The organism is Tepidicaulis marinus, assembly GCF_000739695.1.
GTDB classification, from domain to species: domain Bacteria; phylum Pseudomonadota; class Alphaproteobacteria; order Parvibaculales; family Parvibaculaceae; genus Tepidicaulis; species Tepidicaulis marinus.
On the sequence record NZ_BBIO01000005.1, the window covers coordinates 32,795 to 53,278 of the forward strand.

General features: G+C 62.5%; 21 protein-coding genes. 7 read left to right on the forward strand and 14 right to left on the reverse strand.

What is annotated here, in order from left to right; genetic code table 11:
• Nucleotides 1–5: 5 nt before the first annotated feature.
• Nucleotides 6–788, forward strand: coding sequence for a DUF8737 domain-containing protein (locus tag M2A_RS06105; RefSeq protein WP_045444511.1), 783 nt, complete (start codon nucleotides 6–8; stop codon nucleotides 786–788).
• Nucleotides 789–801: 13 nt separating this feature from the next.
• On the opposite strand, the gene M2A_RS06110 is transcribed toward M2A_RS06105, so the two are convergent.
• The 7 genes from M2A_RS06110 to M2A_RS06140 all read right to left on the reverse strand — a co-directional run bounded on the left by M2A_RS06110 (nucleotide 802) and on the right by M2A_RS06140 (nucleotide 6,842).
• Nucleotides 802–3,393: a response regulator gene (locus tag M2A_RS06110; RefSeq protein WP_052379246.1), complete on the reverse strand. Its 2,592-nt coding sequence runs from the start codon at nucleotides 3,391–3,393 to the stop codon at nucleotides 802–804.
• Nucleotides 3,394–3,463: 70 nt separating this feature from the next.
• Nucleotides 3,464–4,549, reverse strand: coding sequence for a flagellar biosynthesis protein FlhB (gene flhB, locus M2A_RS06115; RefSeq protein WP_045444514.1), 1,086 nt, complete (start codon nucleotides 4,547–4,549; stop codon nucleotides 3,464–3,466).
• A gap of 24 nt (nucleotides 4,550–4,573) precedes the next feature.
• Entirely contained in the window at nucleotides 4,574–5,332 is a 759-nt protein-coding gene (gene fliR / locus M2A_RS06120; protein WP_081875428.1) for a flagellar biosynthetic protein FliR, read from the reverse strand.
• Nucleotides 5,333–5,364: 32 nt separating this feature from the next.
• Nucleotides 5,365–5,628, reverse strand: a complete 264-nt coding sequence (gene fliQ / locus M2A_RS06125) for a flagellar biosynthesis protein FliQ (protein ID WP_045444517.1) — start codon at nucleotides 5,626–5,628, stop codon at nucleotides 5,365–5,367.
• 79 nt (nucleotides 5,629–5,707) lie between these two features.
• Nucleotides 5,708–6,028 carry a flagellar hook-basal body complex protein FliE gene (fliE, locus tag M2A_RS06130; RefSeq protein ID WP_045444520.1) on the reverse strand — a complete coding sequence of 107 codons (321 nt, stop codon included), beginning with the start codon at nucleotides 6,026–6,028 and terminating at the stop codon, nucleotides 5,708–5,710.
• Between the two features lie 14 nt (nucleotides 6,029–6,042).
• Complete coding sequence (gene flgC, locus M2A_RS06135) at nucleotides 6,043–6,453, reverse strand: flagellar basal body rod protein FlgC (protein WP_045444523.1); 411 nt, start codon at nucleotides 6,451–6,453, stop codon at nucleotides 6,043–6,045.
• Between the two features lie 14 nt (nucleotides 6,454–6,467).
• Nucleotides 6,468–6,842: a flagellar basal body protein gene (locus tag M2A_RS06140; protein WP_197052854.1), complete on the reverse strand. Its 375-nt coding sequence runs from the start codon at nucleotides 6,840–6,842 to the stop codon at nucleotides 6,468–6,470.
• 295 nt (nucleotides 6,843–7,137) lie between these two features.
• Between M2A_RS06140 and M2A_RS17190 the strand changes: the two genes are divergently transcribed.
• Together M2A_RS17190 and fliP are read left to right on the forward strand one after the other, a co-directional pair.
• Nucleotides 7,138–7,563, forward strand: a complete 426-nt coding sequence (locus M2A_RS17190; protein WP_052379247.1) for a FliO/MopB family protein — start codon at nucleotides 7,138–7,140, stop codon at nucleotides 7,561–7,563.
• Nucleotides 7,560–8,312, forward strand: a complete 753-nt coding sequence (gene fliP / locus M2A_RS06150) for a flagellar type III secretion system pore protein FliP (RefSeq protein ID WP_197052855.1) — start codon at nucleotides 7,560–7,562, stop codon at nucleotides 8,310–8,312. Before M2A_RS17190 ends, fliP begins: the two co-directional genes overlap by 4 nt.
• 97 nt (nucleotides 8,313–8,409) lie before the next feature.
• Here fliP and M2A_RS06155 read toward each other — a convergent pair whose 3' ends face one another.
• From M2A_RS06155 to M2A_RS06185, 7 genes are all read right to left on the reverse strand, one after another.
• Complete coding sequence (locus M2A_RS06155; protein ID WP_156101684.1) at nucleotides 8,410–12,051, reverse strand: tetratricopeptide repeat protein; 3,642 nt, start codon at nucleotides 12,049–12,051, stop codon at nucleotides 8,410–8,412.
• Nucleotides 12,048–12,755, reverse strand: a complete 708-nt coding sequence (locus M2A_RS06160) for a flagellar motor protein MotB (protein ID WP_045444528.1) — start codon at nucleotides 12,753–12,755, stop codon at nucleotides 12,048–12,050. The genes M2A_RS06155 and M2A_RS06160 overlap by 4 nt, the downstream gene beginning before the upstream one ends.
• Nucleotides 12,752–13,468: a hypothetical protein gene (locus M2A_RS06165; protein ID WP_045444530.1), complete on the reverse strand. Its 717-nt coding sequence runs from the start codon at nucleotides 13,466–13,468 to the stop codon at nucleotides 12,752–12,754. Before M2A_RS06165 ends, M2A_RS06160 begins: the two co-directional genes overlap by 4 nt.
• 231 nt (nucleotides 13,469–13,699) lie before the next feature.
• Nucleotides 13,700–14,518, reverse strand: coding sequence for a MotE family protein (locus M2A_RS06170; RefSeq protein WP_045444532.1), 819 nt, complete (start codon nucleotides 14,516–14,518; stop codon nucleotides 13,700–13,702).
• 21 nt (nucleotides 14,519–14,539) lie between these two features.
• Entirely contained in the window at nucleotides 14,540–15,040 is a 501-nt protein-coding gene (locus tag M2A_RS17195; protein WP_052379248.1) for a DUF6468 domain-containing protein, read from the reverse strand.
• Entirely contained in the window at nucleotides 15,040–16,233 is a 1,194-nt protein-coding gene (fliM, locus tag M2A_RS06180; protein WP_045444535.1) for a flagellar motor switch protein FliM, read from the reverse strand. Before fliM ends, M2A_RS17195 begins: the two co-directional genes overlap by 1 nt.
• A 15-nt stretch (nucleotides 16,234–16,248) precedes the next feature.
• Nucleotides 16,249–16,770 (reverse strand): flagellar basal body-associated FliL family protein, encoded by a 522-nt coding sequence (locus M2A_RS06185; protein ID WP_045444538.1) that lies wholly within the window; start codon nucleotides 16,768–16,770, stop codon nucleotides 16,249–16,251.
• Between the two features lie 272 nt (nucleotides 16,771–17,042).
• Here M2A_RS06185 and flgF point away from each other — a divergent pair, with 272 nt between their 5' ends.
• The 4 genes from flgF (at nucleotide 17,043) to flgH (ending at nucleotide 20,472) form a co-directional block, all read left to right on the forward strand.
• Entirely contained in the window at nucleotides 17,043–17,777 is a 735-nt protein-coding gene (gene flgF, locus M2A_RS06190) for a flagellar basal-body rod protein FlgF (RefSeq protein WP_045444541.1), read from the forward strand.
• 43 nt (nucleotides 17,778–17,820) lie between these two features.
• On the forward strand, nucleotides 17,821–18,606 hold the full coding sequence (gene flgG / locus M2A_RS06195; RefSeq protein ID WP_045444544.1) for a flagellar basal-body rod protein FlgG: 786 nt from the start codon (nucleotides 17,821–17,823) through the stop codon (nucleotides 18,604–18,606).
• A gap of 29 nt (nucleotides 18,607–18,635) precedes the next feature.
• Nucleotides 18,636–19,634 (forward strand): flagellar basal body P-ring formation chaperone FlgA, encoded by a 999-nt coding sequence (gene flgA / locus M2A_RS06200; RefSeq protein ID WP_045444547.1) that lies wholly within the window; start codon nucleotides 18,636–18,638, stop codon nucleotides 19,632–19,634.
• Nucleotides 19,635–19,701: 67 nt separating this feature from the next.
• On the forward strand, nucleotides 19,702–20,472 hold the full coding sequence (gene flgH / locus M2A_RS06205; RefSeq protein WP_045444550.1) for a flagellar basal body L-ring protein FlgH: 771 nt from the start codon (nucleotides 19,702–19,704) through the stop codon (nucleotides 20,470–20,472).
• Nucleotides 20,473–20,484: the final 12 nt, after the last annotated feature.

The following is a 20,484-nucleotide window of genomic DNA, read 5'->3' on the forward strand; positions in this document are numbered from 1 at the left end:
TGCCCATGGCCGCCACCAGCCTTCCGCTTTCTTCCTTGCCGCTGCTGCTTCTGGCGCTGTTCGGCACGATCACCTTTATGGGCGCGCGGGCCTGGCGCGCAGGGACGCTTAGCCAAGGCGAAGCTGCGCTCCTTTTCGGGCTCTTTGCCGCCGGCGCGCTTTGGACCTGGGCTGCCGCCGAACTTGCCCTTTCCAGCACGGCGCAAAGCGCGGGCTTCCTCTTCTGGCTGCCCGGCCTCTGGCTGCCCTATACGATCATTTTTATCCTGCAGCCTTTGCGGCTGACCGCTTTCGGCCGCCAGGGACTTTACAAACTGATGGATCAGATCTCCCCCGCCGTCATCGTCGCGCTGGAAGGCTTGCGCATTCTCGGCCTCGGCACCTTGCTCAAAACGTTTCAGGGCACCTTCCCCGTTCATTTCGAAGTGCTGACGGGCATCCCCGATCTTCTTTTCGGCGTTTCCGCCCTCGCCGTCCTCTGGCTCATCGCGCGCGGGCGGATCACCTGGCGCGGGCTGATGCGCTGGCATCTTGCCGGGCTCTTCATTCTGGCACCCGCCGGGCTTTTCATTCAGCTCGGCCTGCCCGGCCCCTTGCAGCTTTTCTCCAGCCCGCCGACCAGCCTGGCGCTTTTCGAATTCCCGATGATCCTCGCGCCCGCCTCCGCCGTGCCGCTATTCGCTTTCATCAATGCGTGGTCGGTGCTCTGGCTGCGCCGGCGCAGGCCGGAAAACCTGCTCGCCCCTTATGCGCGCAGCGCCCCGGCAGAAGCTAGAGCAGAGGCATAGTTTGGCGCCCGCGCTAGGCCTCGTCGATCGCCTCTTTCACGGCGGCGGCAAGCTGCTTCAGCGAGAAGGGTTTGGGCAGGAAGCGGAAATCTTCAGTGGGATCAAGGCTCTTGGCAAAGGCATCTTCGGCATAGCCGGAGACGAAAATGATTTTCGTTGCCTTGCCCCGTTGGCGCAGTTCTTTGAGCATGGTCGGCCCATCCATGTTGGGCATCACCACGTCGGAGACGATAAGGTCGATCTTGCCTTCATGATTGTCGACGATTTCAAGCGCCGCCTCGCCGCTTTCCGCTTCCAGCACCTCATAGCCGCGCGTGGTCAGCGCGCGCACGGCAAAGGTGCGCACCGCATCCTCATCTTCCACGAGCAAAATAGTGCCCTTGCCGGTCAGATCGCGCGTATCGACGGGCGCGGCTTCCTCGGCCTTGGCGGCTTTTTCCTTCTCGGTCTCATAATAGCGCGGCAGATAGATGCGGAACGTCGTGCCCTTGCCCAAGGTTGAGTACGGGAAGATATAACCGCCCGTCTGCTTGACGATGCCATAGACCGTCGACAGCCCGAGCCCGGTGCCCTTATGCACATCCTTGGTGGTGAAGAAGGGTTCGAAGATTTTCGCCAGATGTTCCTTGGCAATGCCGGTCCCGGTATCGGCCACTTCGATCAGAATATATTCGCCGGGCGGCATCACCGAATGATCGAGCGCGCGCGAATCTGCCTCCGAGACATTGGCGGTGCGGATCGTCAGCCGCCCGCCTTCGGGCATCGCATCGCGCGCATTGACCGACAGATTGACGATTACCTGTTCCAGCTGGCTCTGGTCGACTTTGACAAGGCCGAGATCGCGCCCATGCACGATTTTCAGGTCTACCGTCTCGCCCAGCAGCCGGTCCAGCAGATTGTGCAATTCGGCCAGTTCGTCCGTCAGATTCAGCACTTTCGGGCGCAGCGTCTGGCGGCGGGAGAAAGCCAGAAGCTGGCGCGTCAAATTCGCCGCGCGGTTGGCGTTCTGCTTGATCTGCATGACATCGGCAAAGGAGGGATCGCCGGCCTTGTGGCGCGCGAGCAAAAGATCGCAAAAGCCGATAATGGCGGTAAGCAGATTGTTGAAATCATGGGCGACGCCGCCGGCCAGTTGCCCCACCGCCTGCATTTTCTGGGACTGGGCGAATTGCAGTTCCAGCGTTTTGCGCTCGGTGGAATCGACGATGTAAAGGGCAAGCTGCGCCTGTTCATCCCCCTCAACACCCGCAGGCCCGTCCGCCCGCCCCGCGCGGCTGTCGAGCCGGCTCGTATAGATCTGCACGATGCGGTCGTTTTGCCCGGCCAGATGCGCCTCGAAAGAGACGATGCCGTCGCCTTTCAGCCCGCGCGCGAGCGCATCCCGGAAACCGTCCCGGTCTTCGGGCGCCAGAAATTCGGTGAATTTGCCCGCCTTGTTAACCGGCATGTCCACAAGGCCTGTAAAGGCCGCATTCGCCGCTTCCACCCGTCCCTTGCCGTTCAGCATGACAACGCCGACGGGCGCATGCTGGAAGAAGCGGGAAAAGCGCATCTCCGCCTCGCGCAGGCTGGCTTCCATCTCATCGCCCGGCGAGCGGTCGAGCACCAGCGAGCGGGAGGCGAGCGGCGCCCCGGCGCTGTCATATTCATATGTCTGGATGATCCGGCTGGGCAGCGGGCCATGGGCCCCTTTCAGATCGAGATTGACCACCTGAAGGTCCATCCCTTCTTCACGCAGCGGCGGGGAAAGCGCAGCCACATCGCCCAGCGCCAGATCCTGCACGCTCATGCCCCGCGCCGTGATCTGCTCCGGCTCGAGCCCGAGACTGGCCGCAAGATGCTTGTTCACATAAGCGATCTTGCCGTCCGCCCCGGCAGAGAAAAAGCCGAAAGGCGCCGCATCCAGATAGGAAAGGTAGCGTGTGCGTTCCTCGCGCGCGTCTTTCGCCGCGGCCCGCTCGCCCGTCAAATCCTTGATATGCCAAAGCGCGGCATCGCGCCCAAAACTGCCTTGCCCGTCCAGCGGCCGCACCGACACCAGCGCCGTGACCGTGCGGGCCGCGCCGGCGGCAGGCTGGAACGTCAGCTCCGCCTCGTCTGCAAGGCCGAGCCGGGCCGCCTGGGCAAGCTGATAGAGCGCCTCCTCCACCCCCTCCTGGCCCGACAGCAGCCGGTCGAAGGGCACTGCCCGGCCCTTATCGTCAAGGCCGAGCGCCCGGTAGGCTTCATTGGCAAAGAGCACCGTGCCGCCCGCCGAGGTGATCAGGCAGGGATCGGGCAAGGCCTCCAGCGCCGGTGCTGCAAAGCCTTTGACCATGCGCGAAAGAGAGCCGCGCGCGCCGGCGCTGCTTCCCCGGGCCGCCAGGCCGAAAAAGGCCAGCGCCACGGCCGAGCAAATCCCGGCCAAAAGGAAATAGGCAACCGGGCCGATGGCGGAAAAATCGACAAGGGAAAAGGCCAGGAGCGCCACGGCGATGATCGCGCCCAGCCAGCTGATACGCGGCAGAAGGCCGCCGCGCGGCGCGGCAAACGCCGCCGCCTCGGTGTGGGCGTGCGGGCCCGGGCCATCTGCCCGGCCATCTATAGGAGCATCCAGTTGGCTCATGCGCTCAATTCGACCCGCGATCGGCTCTCGTGTCCAGGGCCGGACTTAAACGCCGGCGGAGCCTTGCGAATCAGGTCCGGCGCGTCCGCCAGGACATTTTAGCCTTAAGACGCATGACGTAGCCAATAACCTCTGCCACGGCGCGGTAATGTTCCGGCGGGATTTCCTCGTCGATCTCGACCGTGGCGTGGAGCGCGCGGGCGAGCGGCGGGTTGACCACAACGGGAATTTCATGCGCCTCGGCGATTTCACGGATTTTCAGCGCCACCGCGTCGATCCCCTTGGCCAGCACCAGCGGCGCGGCCATGCCCTGCTCGTATTTCAGCGCAATGGCATAGTGGGTCGGGTTGGCGATCACGACCGAAGCCTCCGGCACGGCGGCCATCATGCGTTTGCGCCCGCGCTCCATGCGCAGCTGGCGCAGCTTCGCCTTGACGGTCGGATCCCCTTCCATCTGCTTATATTCGTCTTTGATCTCCTGGATGCTCATGCGCTGCTTCTTCATCCATTGGAAGCGCTCGTAAAGATAATCCAGTCCGGCAAGAACGCCGAGCACCGCCAGGACGCCGATGGAAACGCGGATCGTCAGCATCTGCACCAGCGGCAGAATCTCGCTGACTTCATAAGTCACCATGACCGCCAGCCGGTCCCGCTCGGGCCAGAGAATGACGAACGTCACCACGCCGACGATACAAATCTTGACGATGCCCTTTGTGAAATTGACGAGGCTGGTGAGCGAGAACAATCTTTTGAAGCCTTGCAGCGGCGAGATTTTGTTCAGCTTCGGCTTCATTTTCTCGGTTGTGAAGATCGGCTTGTGCTGCAGCACATTGCCCGCCAGCGCGCCCGCCATCAAAACCGCCATGGGCAGCGCGAGAGAGAGCAGCACCGCCGTGCCGATATCCATCCAGAGCATACGCAAATGCTGCGCGTCCATCGGGATATCGTGGGGCGAGGCGATGAAGACTTCGAAGAAATGCGACAATTTCGCCGCCATGCCCGGCGACAGGAACCCCGCCGTAATGCAGGCGCCCAGCATCACGAACCAGGTATTGACCTCCTGGCTCTTGGCCACGTCGCCCTTTTTATGGGCGTCTTCCAGCTTCTTGCTGGTTGGCTCTTCTGTTTTTTCTGTATCGTCCGATTGGTCGGCCATGCCTCACCTTTCACTATTCAGCCGTCAGGCGAGAAACTGGCTCAAGGTCGCCTCGAAATAACCGAGGAACCACGACATCATGACGCCGAGCAACACCATCAAAAGCAAGAAGCCGAGGAAGATGTTGGCCGGCAGCGCGATAAAGAAGACCTGCAATTGCGGCATGAGGCGGGACAAAATCCCCAGCCCCATATAAAAGACCAGGCCGAAGACGAGGAACGGTGCGGAAAGCTGCACGCCGAGTTTGAACGATCCGGCGATGACGCCCGTTACCGCCTGCAGAAAGTCGCCGACCGGCAGCGGCGCGCCCGGCTTGAAAAGCGCATAACTGTCATTCATTACCGCGATCAAAAGGTAATGGAGATCGGTGGCGAAAATCATCGTCACCGCGACGACCGACATGAAAGAGCCCACAAGCGCGCTCTGAATGCCCTGTGTCGGGTCCACGTTCTGCGCGAAGGCAAGGCCCGTCTGAAAGGCGATGATCGTGCCGGCGATTTGCAGCGCCGTCATGAGCAGGCGCGCGGTGCCGCCGATCATCAATCCGATGAGAAATTCCGACACGATCGCGCCTGCCAGAAGGCCCGGCGTTGCCGGCAAGGTGCCGTAATTGTCCTGCACCAGCGGCATCAGGATCGCTGTCAGCGTCACGGCGAAGGTCAGGCGGATGCGCCCCGGCACCGAAATTTCGCCAAGCGCCGGCATCAGCATGATCATCGTGCCGATCCGGCAGAAGATCATGAGGAAAACGAAAACCGTATCTGGCGCGGCGGTAATGTTCACGCGGGAAGTTCCTGCCTGCTCACAAGCCGCCCTCAGCCGGCGACGATTTTATCGGCGATATACGTCATGTAGGTGCCCATGGCCTGGCCCATGAAGGGCAGGAAAACAAGCATGAAGAGAAAGATCGCAAGGATCTTCGGCACGAAGACCAGCGTCATTTCCTGAATTTGCGTCAGCGCCTGCACCAGCGCGATCGCAAGGCCGACCGCCAGCGCGACCAGCATCAGCGGCCCGGATACTTTCAGCAGTACGTAAATCCCTTCGCGGGCGACATCGAGAATTTCAGCGCCGGTCATTCGGCCATTTCCCCCTGCAAGCTGCCCGCTCCCCCGAGCGCGCATTTCAACAGCATGATTAAAGTTGCTTGCGCGCCGCCTAGATCGGCATGCGCATGATTTCCTGATAGGCGGTGATCACCTTGTCGCGCACGGCGACGACGGTCTGCACCGTGGCTTCGGCTTCGGAAACGGCGGTGACGAGATCGACCATGTCGCCCTGTTTGGCGACGGCGCTCACAGCCTGGGTTTCGCTGGCCTTGCCCGCTTCGACAACGCCGCCGAGCGCCTGGCCGACGAGATCGCCGAAACTTTGCCCGCCGAATTCCTTCGGTCCCTCGCTCTTGTCCGCGCCGCCCGATGCAACCGATTTGACCGCATTGGCATAAGCGTTGAGCGCAACGGATGCTGGAACTGTCATCTTCTAGCCCTTTCCTAACGGCGCAGCAGATCGATGGTGCTGGTCACCATGCGCCGGGTCGCCTGAATGACGTTCAGGTTCGCCTCGTAGCTGCGCTGTGCCTCGCGCATATCCATCGCCTCGACGAGCCCGTTGACATTCGGGGTTTTCACATAACCCTCTTCATTGGCGGCCGGGTGGCCGGGCATGTATTTCAGCGCAAACGGCGACTGATCGAGCTTCGGCCGCTCCACCTGCACTTTTTTCACACCAAGCTCGCGGTCGAGCTCATTGGAAAAACTCACCACCTTGCGCCGGTAGGGGTCCGCGCCGGGCGTCGTGCCGGTGGAATCGGCATTGGCGATATTTTCGGCAATCACCCGCATGCGCCCGCTTTGTGCGCGCAGGCCCGATGCCGCAACCATCATGGCTTTAACGAAATCCATCTTCTTTCTCCCAATCAGCTGCGCGGCCCGAGAGCCGTGCGCAGGAGCCCGAGGCTCTTGGAGTAAAGCCCCGTCACCATTTGATAATCGGTCTGGGTCTCGGCGACCTTGATCATCTGTTCTTCGAGCACGACGGAATTGCCCGCCGGCGTGGTTTCGGAATCGGGGCGCTCTTCGACTTTCGCCGCGCGGCCCGCGCCGCCGCCCGGCCCGATATGCATGGCATTCGTGCGAACGGGTTTGAGGACGGGCCCATGCTCGTTCAGCACAGCGCCGAAATCCTGCTCTTTCAAATCGCGCGCGGCATAGCCGGGCGTGTCGGCGTTTGCGACGTTCTGAGACAGCACGCGCTGGCGCTCCGTCAGCCAGTGCATACGGTCTTTGATCATGCCAAATAGGGGAATGTCACCTAAGGCCATTGCGATCTCGCGTTTCAACGTTGCAGAGCAGCTCTCCTTCCTTGGAGCGCGCCTCCGGCACATCGTCACGCCACACAATCCTTGGGCGGCAGGTCAATCTTTCCTACCTCGGGGCTAAAATTTCCTTAACAAAACCGCCAACTAGGAAATTCTGTCCCAGTAAGGCACCCCCTTAACGCGTTTTTAAGCTTAACAGCGGAAATATCTGCCTAGTGACCTGCACGCGGAAAGATCCGCAAAACAGCATCGCGGCATTGAGGGGCAAATGGACCTGGCAGAATACACACGTTTTTTGGGAGCCCTGCTTCTCGTGCTGGCCATGATCGGCGCCTGCGCCTGGCTGGCGCGGCGTTTCGGGCTGATGCAGAACGGGCTGCCCGGCGCATCGGCAAGCCGCCTTGCCGTCGTCGAGAAACTCACGCTCGATCCCAAGCACAAACTTCTGCTCATCCGCCGCGACGGTAAGGAACATCTGATCGTGGTCGGTGAAACGACGACGCTCATCGAAGCCGGGCTCGATGCGCCCGTCCCTGCTGAAACGGGGACGGAGGCAGAAGCGGCCAATGTCGCGTCTTTTCCGGGCGCCGCCCCCTCCGCCGCCTCTGCCGCAAGTGGAGCGGTTCAACCAAAAATGACCGCGCCCGAGTTTCTTCTCAAAGGGATCGCCTATCTCAAGGAGCGCCGTTCGTGACGCAGATTTTCAAATTGGCCCGGCCCGCTCTTTTCGCCGCTGCCGCCCTTGCGGTTCTCAGCCTCGCCTCGCCTGCCTTCGCGCAGAGCGTGAGCATCGATTTTGCGGAAGGTTACGGACTGACCGAGCGGGTGGTACAGCTCATCGCGCTGATCACCATTCTCACGCTCGCGCCCTCCATCCTCATCATGGTCACATCGTTCGTGCGCATCGTGGTGGTGCTTTCCTTGTTGCGCACCGCCATGGGCGTTCAGCAAAGCCCGCCCAATGCCGTGATGATTTCGCTTGCGCTGTTTCTGACCGCTTTCGTCATGGCGCCGGTTTTCGAACAGGCATATGAAACCGGCATCGAGCCGCTGATGAACGAGCAGATTGAAATCGGCGAAGCCTTCGACAAAGCCTCGCGCCCCTTTCACACCTTCATGATGAGCCAGGTGCGCGACAAGGATCTGGGTCTTTTCGTCAACCTCGCCAAAATCGAAGAACCGGAATCCCCCGAAGCCGTGCCACTGCGCGTGCTCGTGCCCGCCTTCCTGATCAGCGAGTTGCGCCGCGCCTTCGAAATCGGCTTCCTGGTCTTCGTGCCCTTCATCGTTATCGACATGGTCGTCGCCTCGGTGCTGATGTCCATGGGCATGATGATGCTGCCGCCGATCATCATTTCTCTTCCCTTCAAGCTCATCTTCTTCGTCTTGGTGGACGGATGGAACTTGATCACAGGCTCCCTGGTGAAGAGCTTCGGCATCTAGGCCGCAAGCGCTCTTCCTCCCAACTGAAAACCCCCGCGCTTTAAGGCGCGGGGGATTTTTTACATAAACCGGTTTCGGCGGAAAACTTCCGGCAAGATCAATTGATAGCGGTCGCCGATTGCGCTTCCAGCTCCTTGCCAAGCGTCGAGACGAATTCGTCCAGCGTATCGGCCCCGGCAAATTCCTTTGCAAGGCGGCGGAATTCCTCGCCCTGCCGCTCGATCGGTTCGGAGAGGATGGCGAATTTGCCCGCATCGGATCCCGCGCGCATCTGCTCGCCGAATTTCTCCCGCAGCCGCCCGAGCCCTGCCGGGTCGTCCGCCAGCGAATAGGCAATCGCCGCGCGCATGATCATCCGGCGCACTTTCGGCGGAAACTCACGCTCATTGAGCCAGGCATTGCCGAGCGCGGATTCCACCTGACGGCCCGTCTCTTCCCAGCGCTGAGCGGACCAGAGCACATCCGCCTTCATCCACTGGGCTTCTTCGGTATCCATCTCGGACAGAAGATCGAGCGCATGGTCATAAAGATTGAGTTCGGAAAGGGCCCGCGCTTCCAACAGCCGGCGCTTATCCGCCAGATTGTCCGGCAGCAGCGATTGACGGGTGGAGCGCAGCGCTTCCAGTGCCTTTTCCGGTTTGTGATCCATCAGCCGCACCAGCGCAAGCCGCGTTGCCACTTGCGCCCGCGCGATGCCGCGCAGCCGGTGATCCACCTGATGCTGCAAAAGTTCGGCGGCCTGATCGAGCAGGTCCACATCGACGAGCTTGTCCGACAATTGCCGGATCATGGCATCGCCCCGCTGACCGATCGGCGTCAGCTCGCGGAAATCGTAATAAAGGGACAGCGCCTCGACCGGGTCCATTTCATCGGCGCCCCCGCCCAGGAAAAGATCGGAGAACGTATCCGTCATCGTCGTGGCGATACGCCGAGCCTGATCGGTCTCGGGAAAATTCGTCACCGCCGTCTGCATGACGCGCAGCCCGTCTTCCACTTCCCCCATGGCGACATGCATTTCCCCAAGCCGCGCCATGACCGACAGCTCCAGATCGTCGCCCCGCCACATGAAACCGATCGCCTGCAGCTCCTGCATGAACGCAGCATCGGCCAACAGGCCCATCTTGTGTTTCATCTTGGCTTTCGCAAACCGGGCACGCGCGGCCACCGGGCGGGGCGCGCGTTTTTCAAGCCGCTCCAGCGTTTCCAGCGCTTCATCGGCTTTGCCCGCCGCTTCCAGCATCAAGCCGCGCACAAGCTGGGCTTCGGCGAGCCAGATATTGTTTTCCGTCTCTTCGGGAATTTCGTTCAGGTTATACGCGACGGAGGCAAGATCGCCTGCCGCAAGCTCCGCCTCGGCGGCCTTGACGCGGAACATCGCCTGGAAATCGGGCTCGTACTCGGTAAACGCCCTGCCTGCCCGGTCGAACTCGTCACGCGCCTCGCGCATATTGCCAAGCTCGGCCTGCGCCGTGCCCCGCCATAGAGCGGCATGAGGGTCCTGTGCCAATCCTTTACCCGACAGATCGCTCAGCGCTTCGTCGAAGCGGTGCATCATGATGTGCCCCACCCCGCGCAGCGCCAGATAAGCCGGTTCGAGCGCCACATCCGAACTCAGTTTTTCCGCCAGGCGCAGCACCGCAATCGCCTCCGCGCCGAGCTGATAGGCGAGCAGGAAGCGGGCGTAATCGAGCTGGTCGTCCAAATTATCGGCGGGCGCATTGGCAAGCTTGTCCAGATAAAACTGCCGCCGCTCGGCATAATTGGCGCCCGGCGCCTCCCGCCAGCGCTGAAAATCCATCTTGCCGGGCTGCACCGGCTCTTCAACCGCAACGGCCGCCGTCTCCGGGTCCGCATATTCCTCCACATCGCCCGAGGAAAGCGTCAGCCCCGCCCCGCGCGAGACGATCACCTCATCCTTGATCGCGCGGACGTAAAGATCGTCGGAGAGCGAGACGAAAGCGAGGCCCTGCGCGGTCGCAAGCGCCGCGAATTCCACAAAATTGCGCGGTGCCACCATGCCTTGCGGCGGTCCCTCCGCCGTCACGATCGCCAGAACGTCCTTGACGTTGGGATCGCGCACCCAGTGCACCTTGCCGCGCCCGTTCAAATCCAGGCTGACCTTGGCCTCCCCGTTCGCACTCCAGCCCCGGAAGAGCGAAACCGGCCGCACGGGTTCGACGATCGTATCGCCCATAGTGAAGACCCAATTATTGCCCTTCTCGCTGGCCGCCAGCAAAACCCGCTGCGGCGGCTGAAACTGCACGATGGTCGCATCTTCCATCGCCACGAGTTCGGCCGGGCCGAGCACCTTGCTCATCCCGGCGGTAAGCGCGGAGAAATCCAGTTCCCGTTTGGCATCGAAGACCAGCCAGATGCGCCCGTCCCGCTGAAACGCCGCCGCGCCGGTCCGCTCGGGCCAAGGAAAGATCAGGCGCACGCTCTCGCCCACAAGCTCCGCCGCCACATTGAGCGGGCCGTCATGATCGGCCGGAACCAACGCGCCCGGCTGCACTGCGGCCGGCTGCACTGCGGCCGGCTGCACTGCGGCGGGTCCGGCCTTCTCGCTGCCTGGGCCCGCCTCGGGGGGCCCATCCGTTGCCGCCATTTTTTCCCCGGCCGGTTCCGCTTCCCTCTTGCCTGCTTCCGGCTCGGCGGCTTCCGGCTCGGCGGGCACAGCTGTGCCCGATGCGATTTGCCGCGGCTTTGCGGCGGGCTGAGGAGCATCCGCTTTTTGCGTATCGGGTTTTTGCGTATCGGACGTCTTCGTGCCCGCATCTTGCTTCGCGCTCTTGGCCGGTGCCGAAGGTGCCGCCTCGGGCTTGGCCGCCGTGTCCGTCTCCTCACTCTTGCTCTTGGGCGGCGGCGCGGGCGCTTTGACAAGCGGCGGCGCCCCGCGCCCCGGTGCGACGATATCGATCACGACATTCAGGTCTTCGCGGAAATCGCGCACCGTCACACCCGGCACCGTGTCGATCGCGACACTGAGGCGGCCATTATTGCTGGCAGCCGAGGCGCCCACCAGAAAGGCCGGCGGGTCGACGCGCAGCCGGGCGAGCGGCAATTCCGCGTCCCGGTCGAAGATGACGGTCACGCGTCCGTCCCGGGCCGAAATATTATAAAGCACCGGCTGTCCCCAATCGAAGACGAGCCGGGTGAAAGTTTCATGCTCGCCCACCCGCAAAGTCACGCCGGGTTTGGGTTCGGCGATATTGAGTTCCGCTTCCCCTTCTTTCTCGGCGACGGCCTGCACCACGGCGCTGCGCTCTTCTTCCAGCCGCGCCAGCACATCGTCAGGCAGGCCGGGCGGTGCGCCCTTCCAGTTCGGCGGCAGCAGGTCCACATAAATCTCGTGGCCCGCCTCATGGGTATTGATGCGGAAATCGGCTTTCAGCGCCAGGCGCAGCGTCCGGTTGCCGGGGTCCGTGCGGATAAGCGCCACATAGCGGGGCATCTGCGCGGCAAGCTCGCTCAAATCCGCCTCGAAAGGTGTCTCGAAACTGACGACCAGCACATTCGCCGAGGTCAGGGCTTCGAACTTGGGGGCGCTTTGCATGCGCAAGGGATCGTCATGGCGCGGCCAGGCAAAGATCAGCCGTCCATATCCATCTTCCTCATCGCCGGTGACGGTAATGGGCGTCGCCGCAAAGGCCGGCGCGGCAAAGGCAAGCGGCAGCGCAAGCATGGCGAGCAGGGCGCAAAGCGCCGCGCCGATCCGCCATCTATCGTAGCGCATGCTCACCAATTGGCCTCCTTTTCGCCCGCAATCACGATGGCAATACCCGAGCCCGCATCGCTCGCCACCTCGGCGGACAAATCAATCGTGCCAGTATAGCCCCCTTCGCGCAAACGGTCGCGCAGAATGGCCGCCCGGTCGAATGCAAGCTGCCAGGCGCCCGTATCCGCGCCCAAAGCGGACATCGCCCCGGCTGGCACCGTGACGCGGATCTGCAGCGGATTGGAAGCATACTGAAGAACCGCCGCCAGCCGGTGCAGAAAATCCTCACCCTCGATCGTAAGCGTGCGCGTGCCGGCGGGGATAAGTCTGTCCGCGCGCATCAGCAAAATTAGCGGCTGCCCCGCCCCGCCAGCGGCCTGGCGCGCCAGCGCCGTCTGATCGCGCGAGGACGTGACACCGCCCGTCTCCAGCACCGCGGCAAGATAACCGGTCTCAAGACGCCCGCGTGCGCCTTTCAGCGGCGCGGCGAGCCCCGCGCTGCCTTGGGGCGCGCGCCCCGTCACCGCGCCGCTTGCCGCCGGTTCTCCGCGGAAAGCGGCACCGAGCGACATCCAGGCCGTGCCGCTGGGCGCGGAGGCGGCATAAATCAGCACGAAAAAGGTCAGCATCAGCCCCATAAGGTCCGTGAAGGTAATCAGCCAAAGCGGCGTTTCAGCCGCGCCCTGTTCCTGACCGCCAAAGAAAGCCCGGAGAATGCCCGTCGTCATGGCCGCCCTCCCCGCCCGCGCGGCTGCTCGGCAAAGAACTCGAAGAGCACGTCCCCGCCGCTCAAGGCCGATACATCGGCAATAAGCGCGCCCGGAGACGCGCCGCGGCTTTCCAGCGCCCTGGCAAAGGCCATCGCCCGGCGCTCGTCCAGGCGCCCCTCAGGCGCGGCCGGCACGACGATCCGCAGCCGGTGCCGCAATGCCGTCTCCCCGCGCCGCACGAGCATCGCGGCAAGCGTGTCGAGCAACCCGTCCTGCTCCGGGCGCAGCGCCCCTACGCCTTCGGCGAAAAAAGCCGCCGCAGGCAGGCGCAGCCGCAAAAAGCCGCCATCGCCCGAAAGGCCCGCGCCCAGTCCCGCCGCCCCGAGCCGGGCCCGCAGATCCTCGGCAAAAGCCGCCGAGACCGGCCTGTAGGCAGGCGCCCCCGGCAAAGCCTCGCGCACCATGGCGCGGCTGGCATCCGGCGCGCTTTGCCCGGCCGTGCCCTTGAACGCGGCCTGCACGCTGCCGATCACCGGCCCGCCTTTGGCCACGTCCTGTGAGGCCTGGCTGTTGAGATAGGCGAACATGGCAAGGAGAAGCAGAAAAACGGAAAGCAGCGTCCAAAGCGCGCTGAGAGAGCCGTCATTGACTTCGAGCGGCAGATCGCCCAATGCGCCGCGCGCAATGCCGTTGCGGCGTGCCGGCACAAGATGCGCTGAGCGCTCGCTCATAACTGGGCCCCCCGATACGCCATTCTGGCTTGCTCCGCTGCAGGTTCTTGCACGCGCCGTACTGCGCGCCCTGTGGCGGCACAATTTCCGGCCGTCCGTCTCCGGAGAGGAAAACGGACAGGATCAGATTAACGAATGACGGTTAAGTGCCCCTTAAGGCAGGCCGGTGCGAAACGGGAAAATCGCGAAGCGCGGCGCGCCGGTCCCAGCCGGAAAAGCGCCGGAAATCCCTCAATTTTCCACGCTTTTTGCGTCCTTGTCTTCCATCTGCGCTTTCATGGCCGGCGCGGTTTTTTCGAACTGCGCCGCCATTTCCTGCAATTCGGCGGGCAAGGGCTTGGGCAAGGCGATTTCCACGGTCAATTCCTGCGCGGTGACCGGGTCCATTTCGGCCATGATCGCGGCCATTTTACGCTCGTTCATCATATTGGCGAGCTGCAAAAGCACGTCCATATCCAGCCGCTCGAAAATCCGGGCGGCGTCTTTCGGCTTCATGGCCGAATACATTTTCACAAGGCCCTCGACGCGCATTTTCGTCTCGTCGTCTTTCTTGCCGAAATGCGCGGCGATCTTTTCTTCCACCGCTTCAAGCTCTTTGAACCGGTCACCGACGCGCTTTTCCGCCGCACTGATCAGGCGTTCGCGCATATCGAGCTCGCGGGCGCGCGCTTCCAGTTCCTTCCGCCGCTCGGAAAGGTTCTTGAGGACCTGCAATTTCGACGGTGTGAACTCGCCCCCCGCATTCAAGGGCATACCGTCCGCCCCTTTCACCACGACCCCGTCCGCCATTTCGCCAGTCATCATTTCGCCGGCCATTGTTTCGCCGGCCGCCATCTCGCCCGTTTTGGCAGCGGCGCTCTCTTCCATGGCCGGTTCCATGCTTTCACCGCCCGCTGCCGCGTCTTTCTCCATTGCCCCGCCTTCTTCCGCATAAGCAAGGGCAAAGCCGGTCACGGCGTCGAGCCCGTTGCCGAACCCCACGACCTTCAACCCCAAAAGCAGGGCGGCACTCAACATCAAGACAGGAAGCAAACGCAGGCGGCTGCTCATGATCGGGTTCCTTCCATCCGCCTAGCGCGCGCGGCGCAGAGCTTCCAGGAGTTTGTTTTGCAGGGCGGGCGAGGCGGCTTGTTCCTCGCGCGCGGGCACCGTGCGGTTTACCCGCAAGCTCGCGGGCAATTGGCGCGAATGGGTGCGGGCGGCGACCTGAGCTTCCAGGCGTTCGGCCAGGTTGTTGCCGCTTTCCACCATCAAGGAAAGCTCGTCGGCAAGCGCCTTGGCTTTGGAATTGCCGGCCTCGATCTTACCGGTCACTTCATCGCCCACTTCCCGGGCGCGTTTCACGCGCTCGTCCAAATGATCGGCTGCCGTGCGCGAGGTATCGTGCAACTGGCCGACGGAGCGCTGCGCCAGATCGGTCGCCTTGTGCAAGGCGTCGATCAGCTCGCGCATCCCGTCCTGCCCCGAGCGCAAGGCCCGCAGCTTGCGGTCCAGCACATAGCAGTAACAAATCGTGGCGACCAGAAGGACAGCCAGCAAACCTTCGAGAATGAGACCTGTGGGTATCGTCATCAGACCGTCGCCCCTTCATTATTTAAAAGTCTGTTCTTGATCGATTGCTTGATGCCTTGATCGAGACAGACCGCCACGTGATTGCCCATGCGCCCCATCCGGCCCGCCATCAGCGGAATGCCACCGCAGCGCATGCCGATCTGGTCTTGCGGGCCGTTGTTGAACATGACCGTTTGGCCGACTTCCAGATTCATCACCTCGCGCAGCATCATCGGCTGCTCGTCGAGCACCGCGTCGATCTGCACTTTCGTGGACCAAAGCTCGGTCGCAAGGTGGCCTTCCCAAATGGAGTCGCGGCCGAACTTTTCCCCCATGAACATCTGCAAGAGCAGTTCGCGAATGGGCTCCAGCGTCGCGTAAGGCAGCAGCATTTCCAGCCGCCCGCCGCGGTCTTCCATATCGATGCGCAGCTTGACCAGGATCGCCGCATTGGCCGGGCGCGCAATGGCGGCAAAACGCGGGTTCGTTTCCATCCGGTCGAGCTCGAAATGCACCGGCGACAGCGGCTCGAAGGCGGTCTTGGCATCGGCGAGCACCACTTCGATCATCCGCTCCACGAGGGAAAGCTCGATGGTCGTATAAGGGCGCCCCTCGATCCGCATCGCCGCCGTGCCGCGCCGCCCGCCGAGCAGCACGTCCACGATCGAATAGATCAGATTGGAATCGACCGTGAAGAGGCCGTAATTGTCCCATTCCTCCGCCCGGAACACCGACAGGATCGCGGGGAGCGGAATGGAGTTCAGATAATCGCCGAAACGGATGGAAGAGATATTGTCGAGGCTGACTTCCACATTGTCGGACGTAAAATTACGCAGGCTCGTCGTCATCAGCCGGACAAGGCGGTCGAAAACGATTTCCAGCATCGGCAGGCGTTCATAAGACACCAGCGCCGAGTTGATGATGGCGCGGATACCGCTGCGCTCGGCCGCATCGTTCTCGTCGATCTCGAAGCCCAGAAGGCTGTCGATCTCGTCCTGATTGAGCACGCGTTCGGCAGCGCCCGCTTTGACCATGGGCGTGTCGCCGGCAGAAGCGGCGGCAGGCGCGGCATCTTCAGCGCCCTCCCCATCGTCTTCTTCCGCCATCGCAGCCCATTCGGCGGCCATCGCCTCTTCATCGACGTCGTCGCCGCCTGCAGCTTCCGCTTCCCAGGCAGCGGCCAGCTCTTCCTGATCCAGATCTTCGTCAGCCATTCGCCAAATCCACCCTTACTGAACGATCACTTCACGGAACAGAACATCGGTCACCTTGACCGGACGCGCGGCGAGATTGACCCGCCGCAAAAGTTCCTGACGCAGCAGGAACATGCCCGCAGAACCTTGAAAATCTTCCGGGCGCAATTCGCGCAGATAGACCTGAAAGCCGTCCACCACGCGCGGCATCACCATTTCCAGATGCTCCATACCGTCTTCATTCGCCAGTTCCAGCGAGACGCGCAGTTTGAGATAGCGTGTCGGCCCGCCGCTCGGCGAGGAAAGGTTCACGAGAAATTCGGGCAAATCGTAGAAGACGGGCTCGCCCTCTTCGATCAGCGAAACTTCCACCTCTCCTTCCGCGCCGCCCGAAGCGCTGCCGCCGGAAAGAAAAAAAGCATATGCGCCGTAGCCAAGCCCCCCGACGGCCAGCAGCGGCAGAATGATGTAAAGCACGAGAAACTTGCCGCTCAGCTTCTTGCGGGCAGGTTCGCCTTCGCCCTCGGCAGTTTCCGTATCCAGATCGATGTCGCTCATAACATCTTCTTCCTATGTGCGATCTTCAGCGCCCGTTTCCCGGCCGGACCTTCCCCGCGGGTCTGAAACTTTCTGAATTCTGACCGTCTTTGGTTAATGAAGTCTTTTGTTCGGCAAATCTTGCCGGGTCGAGTTTTCCGTGCGCCGGTCCTTGCCGGGTGGTGTTATTCTTATGCCGTTGATTTTCAACGAAAATTTCTTTGGCACGCCCTCTGCAAATGATCCGGCGAAGCAGACCGCGGACCTGTCCGCAGAATGCATTGGGTGTGAAAATGGAAAACGCATTACTGATCGGCTTGACCCGTCAGATGACCCTGAAAAGGGAAATGGCGCTTGTCGCCAACAATCTGGCGAACATGAACACGACCGGCTTCAAAGCCGAGCAACCGCTATTTGAGGAATACCTCATGCCGGTTGCCCGCGATGACTCGCCGAACAAACGCCTTTCCTTCGTGCTCGACCGGGGCGTTCAGCGCAATCTGGCCGATGGCGGCCTGAAAACCACGGACAACCCGATGGATTTCGCCATTTCCGGCGACGGGTTCTTCAAGGTTCAGACGCCCGAAGGCATCCGCTACACGCGGAACGGCCATTTTCAGCTCGACGGCACGGGCCGCCTGGTAACCGATAACGGCCACCCGCTGCTGGCGGAAGGCGATGCGCCCGTTTTCTTTTCCACCGAGGAAACCGAAATCGAAGTGGCCGCCGACGGCACCATTTCCACCGAACTTGGCGAGCGCGGAAAAATCACCGTCGTTGCCTTCGACAATCCCCGCGACATGAAGAAGACGGGGAACAATATGTTCGAAACCGACCAGCCGGAAATCGAAGCGGAAGGCACGCGCATCATTCAAGGCGCGCTTGAAAGCTCCAACGTCCAGGCAATCGAGGAAATGACGCGCATGATCGATGTCCTGCGCTCTTACACCTCCGCCTCCAAACTCGTCGAACAAGCAGATGAAATGAAACGCCGTGCCATCCAGGAATTGGGCGGTCGCAACAATTAACGGGCGCGCCCGGAACGGATTGAACGGATAGAAAGGTCAAGCCATGCAATCTCTCAGCATCGCAGCCACAGGCATGATGGCCCAGCAGCTCAATGTCGAGGTCATCTCGAACAACATCGCCAATATGAGCACCTCCGGCTTCAAGCGCCAGCGCGCGGAGTTTCAGGATCTGCTTTATCAGAACCTGCGCCGTGTCGGCTCTGCCTCCTCGGATGCAGGCACCGTCGTCCCCGCGGGCGTTCAAGTCGGCCTCGGTGTGAAAACCGGTTCGGTTTACCGTATCACCACGCAGGGCAATCTCGACAACACCGAAGCCCCGCTCGATATCGCGATCCAGGGCCGCGGCTATTTCCGGGTGGATTTGCCCAACGGTGAAACGGCTTACACCCGCGCGGGTAACTTCTCGCGCGACCCGAACGGCCAGATCGTCACTTCCGACGGTTATGTCGTTCAGCCCGGTATCACCATTCCCGAAGACGCGATCGACATCACGATCAACGCGCAGGGCCAGGTGCAGGCCACGCTGCAGGGCGAGACGGACCCCGTGATCGTCGGCCAGTTCGACCTTGCCACTTTCGCCAACGCTCCGGGCCTCGATCCCATCGGCGACAATTATTTCGTGGAAACCGCCGCGTCCGGCGCCCCCAATATCGGCGCGCCCGGCGATCAGGGCTACGGCACCTTGCTGCAGAAATTCCTCGAAACCTCGAACGTCAACGCGGTGAGCGAAATCAGCTCTCTCATTACCGCCCAGCGCGCTTATGAGATGAACGCCAAAGTCATCACCGCTTCGGATGAAATGATGTCCGTCACCTCCAACCTTCGCTAACGCTTAACCCCGGCGCGAGGAGACACACGATGAAAACGACCGTGAAAAAATCAGCACTCGGGAAAATCGCGGCCCTCGGCCTGACGGGTTTTCTCGCCTTCACGCTGCCCGCCTCGGACGCCGACGCCGCGCGGCTGAAGTCGGACGTCATCGTCTCGGGAAGCGAAATCACGCTGGGCGATATTTTTGACGAGGCGGGCGCCGCCAGCGGTGTCGTCATCGCCGAAAGCCCCGTGCCGGGCCTGACCGACACGCTCTCCGTTTCGCGGATCAGCGCGGCGGCGCGGCGCAACGGCCTCGATTGGCGCAACCGCGACGGGCTGACCCATATCTCCGTCAAACGCACCGGCCTGCCCGTCGGCACCGAAGAAGTGCGCGATGTGCTGGCTCAGGCACTCGCCTCCCGCTTCCCGGCCATCTCCGGCTCGGGCGTGCTGGAAGTGGAAATCGCGCCGGGCAGCGCGCCGATCCTGGTGGCGGAAGGCGAAATACCGAGCGTCTCCGTCGACCGCTACAGTGTCGATACGGGCAGCGGCCGTTTCGTCGCCCTGCTGCGCGCGCCCGCAAACGACCCCGCTGCCCCGGTGCGCCGGGTAATGGGCCGGGCCTATCCGGCCCTCGATGTGCCGGTGCTCACCAATCAGAAATCCGGCGGCGAGCTTATCCGCGCCTCCGACATCGAATGGATGCGCGTGCCGCTGACGCGGCTCGGGCAAAACATGATCACGGATATGAACAAGCTCGTGGGCATGACGCCGCGCAACGGCATCCGCCCCGGCCGTCCGATCCGCGCCTCGGATGTGGAAACGCCCGTCGTCGTGGAGAAAAGCTCGCTCGTCAACGTCACGTTCAAAAGCGGTGCCATGGTGCTGAGCACCCGCGGCACGGCGCTGAACGCGGGCGCTGTCGGCGACACGATCGGCATCTTGAACGACCGCTCGCGGCGCACCATTCAGGCCGTCGTCACCGGGCCCGGCCAAGCGGTGGTCGGCTCGAACGATCCCGTCCGCCTCGTATCGGCGCAGTAAACGCGTGTTTCCAGGAATTCGCCATCAAGGCGCCGCCGACCCGGCGCCCGGCAAAGGAGCCAAAGCCATGTTCCATCCCTCCGCCTCCCTCGCCGCGCGCCTGCGCACCGGCCTTGCCGTCGCATTGATGGGCGCCAGCCTGGCCGCCTGCAGCGCCGCCGACCGTCTGGCCAATGTCGGCAAACCGCCGCCGCTGAACCCGATCGAGAACCCCGCCTCGCAGCCCGGCTATAAACCCGTGACGATGCCCATGCCGGCGCCCGAACAGGTGGTCTATCAGCCCAATTCGCTGTGGCGTTCCGGCTCGCGGGCCTTCTTCAAGGATCAGCGCGCCTCGCGTGTCGGCGACATTCTGACGGTCAATATCGACATCACCGACCGCGCGCGGGTCAATAACAGCACGACGCGCACGCGCTCCAATTCCGAAGACGCCAATGTGGGCGCGCTTCTGGGCTATGAATCCGCGCTCGGGAAAATTCTCCCCGAAGCCGTGGACCCCGACAATCTGGCCGAGTTCGGCAGCGACAGTTCGAGCCAGGGCACCGGCACGGTGAACCGGCGTGAAGAAGTGACGCTCACCGTTGCCGCCGTCGTCTCGCAGGTGCTGCCCAACGGCAACCTCGTGATCGAGGGGCGCCAGGAAGTCCGGGTCAATTTCGAAGTACGTGAACTGCTCATCGCGGGCGTCGTCCGCCCCGAGGATATTTCCGCCACCAACACGATCCAGCACACCCAGATCGCAGAGGCGCGGGTTTCCTACGGCGGGCGCGGCCAGCTGACCGATGTGCAGCAGCCCCGCTACGGCCAGCAGGTTTACGACATCATCATGCCGTTCTGATCCGTCAGAACC